This is a genomic window from Sphingobacterium sp. SGR-19, from assembly GCF_011043555.1.
In the GTDB taxonomy this organism is placed as follows: Bacteria; Bacteroidota; Bacteroidia; order Sphingobacteriales; family Sphingobacteriaceae; genus Sphingobacterium.
Window position 1 is genome coordinate 1 of record NZ_JAAKGS010000018.1, and the last position, 3,967, is coordinate 3,967.

Sequence of the window (3,967 nt, forward strand, 5' to 3'; positions counted from 1 at the left end):
AGTGGCAATGCCAACCGACCACCCTGCCAAATTTCAACAACTTAAAAATAATGAACTATGGAAAATAAGAACGAAACAGAAATCAGACTTACTACGATTGCCTCAATAGTTTATCCTGCAAGAAACTTGAATCAAGGCATTGATACTTGGGCTTCTTTATTAGGCAAAGACCCAACTTGGCAAAACGAGGACTTTGCTTCTTTTAATATTGAGAATATGGACATTTCACTTTCACGACTTCCTTGGGTTGACTATCCATTGATTTTTTGGAAAGTTGAAGATATAGAAAAAGCACACAGCTATTTTATAACCAATGGAGCAAAAGCAATGGTAGAAATTGCTGACGGTTCTTTGGTAGAGATTGGCAAGGGCAAAGCAGTGGAGGGAAATAATCACAATCCTGATACAGGTGTCGTAGATATGCCTGGAGCAAGATTGGCTGTGCTGAAAGCCGCTGACGGTAATTTATTTGCACTAACACAAGAAGTTCCATTTGATTGGTCAGAAAATAATGAATAATCAAAAACGAATGACCTTGAATGAAATTGCAATAAACAGACTAATTAATCAGCAAATTTTCAACCCGAAACTTAAAACACCGCAAGAAGTTTTAGAATGGATGGGTGCAATTCAGGCACAGGATTATGCAATGTCAAAATTGGCTATCGGCATTCGGTTACCTAACAATGCTTTTGACAAACAAATTGAAGATGATTTAAACAACGGAAAAATTATACGGACGCATCTGTTAAGACCTACTTGGCATTTGGTTTCTGCGGATGACGTAAGATGGATGATGCAACTTTCCGCACCGAACCTTAATAAATCTGTTGCATCAATGAACCGAAGTTTAGGTTTGGACGAAACAGTTTTGAAAAAAAGTAATTCTTTAATCAGAAAACTTTTAGAAAAAAATGAAATCCTGACCAGAGAAGAAATAATGAACGAACTCAACAAAAAAGGAATTGCCACAAATGATTTGCGGGCAAGCCACATTATGTTTAGGGCAGAAACGGAAATGATAGTTTGCAATGGCGAAAGAGTAGGCAAACAACTTACTTATGCTTTATTTGATAGAAAAGTACCTGCGGCAAAACCCTTACAAAAAGATGAAGCATTGGCAAGATTAGCGGAAAAATATATCCAAAGCCGAAGTCCTGTAACGATAAAAGATTTTGTTTGGTGGTCGGGACTTAATGTTTCTGATGCGAAAAAAGCATTTGAAATGGTTAAGTCTAAATTCATTTCCAGCATCATTGAAAATGAAGAATATTGGACGAACGAAACAGATAATTTGAAAACCAATAAAGATAATTCGGTTTACTTTTTACCTGCATTTGACGAACTAATCATAAGTTATAAAGATAGAACCGCTACAATTGAAGCAGAAAACCAAGCCAAAGCATTTACAAAAAACGGTATTTTCTACCCAACAATTATTTATAACGGCAAAGTCATAGGAACGTGGAAAAAGGTTTCAAAAGGAAATGAAACTGAAATTTTGCCGTCATTTTTTTCATCACTTACTGAAAGCCAAAAAAAGAAATACAAAATAGCTGAAACCAAACTAAAATTGTTCTATGAATAAGACCGAACAAAGGCACGTGCCGCTAACAAGGTATTTATGAAAGGTGGGCTGAATGTCAAAGGCTCATCTTTTGTACTTCTATTGAGCATTAGTGCAAAATTCAACGGAAGTACTACTATTCCCGCCCTTTATAAATACCCGACCCGTTATGTGCAAGAATTTTCCAACAATCGCTGAAATCAAAAATGAACTTACCACAGAATAAAAAGGAAACATTTGGCAATATTGTAGCCGAATTGATAAAGTTGGACAACATTGTTGCTGTTGTTTTGGGTGGTTCTTTTGCCACAGGAAGAGCGACTGAAAACTCCGATTTAGACATTGGCATTTACTATAATGAAAAAAAGCCGTTTAATATTGAAGAAATAAAAAGAATTGCCGAAAAGCAATCCGTAGAGAATGTTCCTATCGTTACCGATTTTTATCAATGGGGACCTTGGGTAAATGGTGGTGCTTGGATACATACTGAAAGTGGAAAAGTTGATTTTTTGTACCGCAATTTGGATCAAGTAAAAAGTACAATTGAAAGTGCTATTAGCGGTGAATGGCAAAAACACTATGAACAACAACCTCCTTACGGATTTTCATCAGTAATCTATCTGGCAGAAATTGAAAACTGTATTCCTGTGTTTGACACGGAAGACATCATTTCTAAATTAAAATCATCCATCAAAAATTACCCTCCAAAACTCAAAGAGACTATTATTCAACAAGGTCTTTGGGCAGCAGAATTTACATTAATTAATGCAGTAGATTTTGCAGAAAAGGATGATTTTTACAATACTTTCGGCAGTATAACCAGAACAGTTAAAAATATTGTAGATGTTCTTTTTGCTATTAATGAAACGTACCCAATCGGTGATAAAAAAGCTATTGAAATTTTAAGCAAATTATCCTTATCTCCCAACAATTTGGCATCAAGGGTAAATACAACGCTAACGGCTGATAAAAATTCATTAAGCGAAAACATTTTTTTGCTCCGAAGACTTTTTGATGATGTGGTTGAACTAACAGACGGAGTTTATAAACCACAATTCGATTTCAAAAAATAATAGGTATTCCTGCACATAACATCAGATTGGCGAAATGGCGGGTTAAGTGCAAAATTGAGCGTTTCGTGCATTTTTATCCGCCGAATGTGTTCCACATTCGCTCAGAAATTTGTAAGTTAGCTCTGTGGAGACACATCGGCTCACTGTCGGTCTGAATCGAACTTTCAGTCCAATTCAATCCGCCACTATCGCCAATCTGTTTCCCGTTATATGCCATTTTAAACCAAGCCGTATGAATAAATATAAAGACCAAGATTTAAAATCTTTTTTCAACAATCTAGGGGCTGATTTAATCGAAGAAAAAAATAGACAACAAGATGAAGAAAACAAACGAATTCATCAAGAGTTTATTTCAAATCTGAAAATTGGTAAATGTTTTCTCTGCGGTGGGGATATGGATTCTTTTGAAGAATCTAAAACTTGTTTTCATTGGTTTACTTATCCAAAAGGAATTAGAAAAAAACATTTTGAATCATATTTAAAGAAACCTATCGGTTTTTTTAAACTAGATAGTTATTTTCGTTGGTTAGCAAATAGTGAAGTTTTTTTAACGAACATCAACGATTTAAAAAACGAAACTTCTTCAACTTCTTTCTTAGAATCCACATTTAAATATAAAAATATTGAATGGGCTTTTTCTGTTGGTAATACAGATTTGGAAGGTCATCAAAATGCGAAAATTGGTGCAGAACCGCATTATCATATTCAAATGATAGTAGATGACAGAATATTTTTAAAATTCAATGATTTTCATATTCCTTTTAGTGATGAAGATTTATTTATGATAGAACTTCAAAAACAAATGGAAGGTCAAATATTAATAAACCAAGGTTCTATGAATGCTGGTGTTGGGATACTTGAAAATGAAGAATTGTTTGAAGAAATAGAAAAATTAATGGTTAGAGCTGACGATGTAAACACAGCACCATTTAATAGACAATCTATGATTATTGCTCCTGAAGGTCAAACAATAGATGGAGAAATTATACAAAAAGCAATTGAAGAAAGTTCAAGAACCAAAGAACCCGTTTCAAAAATAATTCAAAGACTTATTAAAGACGTAAAAGTCATTACTCAAATAATACCTGGAGAAGCAGTTCCAGATATGACAAAAAGAAGCGGCAAAAAATAAAAAAAACGGCATATAACAAGGGTTTGGCGCAATGGCGAGTTAAGTGCAAAATTGAAGTTTAGGCATTCTATTCCGCAAAAGCCAATTATATTGACTTTTTTCTTAAATTTATTCAATTAATTGGCTTTTGCTTACCGTGTCGCTAAATTGAAACTTTTCGCTTCAATTTCCGCCACTGACGCCAAGCCCCAAACC

General features: G+C 34.5%; 4 protein-coding genes. All 4 read left to right on the forward strand.

Annotation, left to right across the window (positions count from 1 at the left end; translation table 11 throughout):
• The first annotated feature begins 57 nt into the window (after positions 1 to 57).
• The 4 genes from G5B43_RS19110 to G5B43_RS19125 all read left to right on the forward strand — a co-directional run bounded on the left by G5B43_RS19110 (position 58) and on the right by G5B43_RS19125 (position 3,772).
• Positions 58 to 519, forward strand: coding sequence for a VOC family protein (locus G5B43_RS19110; protein ID WP_091102996.1), 462 nt, complete (start codon positions 58 to 60; stop codon positions 517 to 519).
• Positions 512 to 1,588 carry a winged helix DNA-binding domain-containing protein gene (locus G5B43_RS19115; protein ID WP_165296404.1) on the forward strand — a complete coding sequence of 359 codons (1,077 nt, stop codon included), beginning with the start codon at positions 512 to 514 and terminating at the stop codon, positions 1,586 to 1,588. The genes G5B43_RS19110 and G5B43_RS19115 overlap by 8 nt, the downstream gene beginning before the upstream one ends.
• 185 nt (positions 1,589 to 1,773) lie before the next feature.
• Positions 1,774 to 2,640 (forward strand): nucleotidyltransferase domain-containing protein, encoded by an 867-nt coding sequence (locus tag G5B43_RS19120; protein WP_165296405.1) that lies wholly within the window; start codon positions 1,774 to 1,776, stop codon positions 2,638 to 2,640.
• 232 nt (positions 2,641 to 2,872) lie between these two features.
• Positions 2,873 to 3,772: a hypothetical protein gene (locus G5B43_RS19125; protein ID WP_100677608.1), complete on the forward strand. Its 900-nt coding sequence runs from the start codon at positions 2,873 to 2,875 to the stop codon at positions 3,770 to 3,772.
• Positions 3,773 to 3,967 lie beyond the last annotated feature (195 nt).